The sequence below is a fragment of the Streptomyces sp. NPDC015131 genome, assembly GCF_043079975.1.
Classification (GTDB): domain Bacteria; phylum Actinomycetota; class Actinomycetes; order Streptomycetales; family Streptomycetaceae; genus Streptomyces.
Genome location: NZ_JBIBVB010000020.1, coordinates 1 through 1,046 on the forward strand (window position 1 = coordinate 1; position 1,046 = coordinate 1,046).

A 1,046-nucleotide genomic window follows, 5' to 3' on the forward strand; every position below is an offset into this window, starting at 1 on the left:
GTGGGCAGCAACATCGCGAACATCCTGCTCATCCTGGGGCTGACCGCGATCGTCGCCCCTCTGGTGGCGACGTCCCGGATCGTGCGAGTCGACATCCCCATCATGGTGCTGTTCTCTCTGGTCGTGCTTCTGGTGGCCCTCGACGGCACGATCAGCTTCCTCGACGGTCTGCTGCTGTTCGCCGGCCTCGTGACCTATACGACCGCGACGATCGTCATCGCGCGCAAACAGGACGGAGACCGCGCCACCGAGGCATTGGACGCCCCGGCCGGTGACAGCGCGGGCGAGACGACGCCTACCGGCGGCGACACCTCGCACCCGGTCCTCCTCAACAGCGCTCTCGTGATCGCCGGGGTGGCGCTGCTCGTGATCGGGGCACGGCTACTCGTCACCGCGGCGAGCGACCTCGCGGCGGCATGGGGAATGAGTGACCTGGTCATCGGCCTCACGGTGGTGGCCGTCGGGACATCCCTTCCCGAACTCGCGACGAGCATGGTCGCGGCGATCCGAGGCGAGCGCGACCTGGCGATCGGAAACATCGTGGGCAGCAACATGTTCAACATAGGTGCCGTTCTGGGGATGACCTCACTCATCGCGCCGATCGAGATCGCGGCCGGGGCCATCCGCTTCGACCTGCCGATCATGCTCGCGGTGTCCCTGGCACTGCTCCCGATCGCCTTCACCGGCCTGGCGATCGCACGGTGGGAGGGCGTTCTCTTCACCGGTTTCTACGCCGCGTACATCGCCTACGTCGTGCTCCAGGCGGCCGACCACGACGCGCTGGGGCCGTTCAGTGCCGCGATGCTGTGGTTTGTCATCCCCATCACCGCTCTGTGGTTGATAGTGCTGGCCACCTACGAACTCGGTGTGCTGCGTGGGCGGGCGCAGACCCGCGGGCGGCCGGTCACAGGTGACAGTGCTGCTCAGGACGCGGCGGCCGGCGGCTCAGGGGCCTCCCCGCCGCGCGCATGACAGCGACGACCGCCGCGCCGGCGGTGCCTGCCTCGATCAGACCTCCCGCGCCATCGCCCGGCCGGCCTTCATCC

Annotated in this window: 1 protein-coding gene; it reads left to right on the forward strand. The window is 68.5% G+C overall.

Annotation, left to right across the window (positions count from 1 at the left end; genetic code table 11):
• The coding region (locus ACF08D_RS31290; protein ID WP_392227584.1) for a calcium/sodium antiporter at positions 1-972 on the forward strand (972 nt) is incomplete at its 5' end.
• Between the last annotated feature and the right edge of the window lie 74 nt (positions 973-1,046).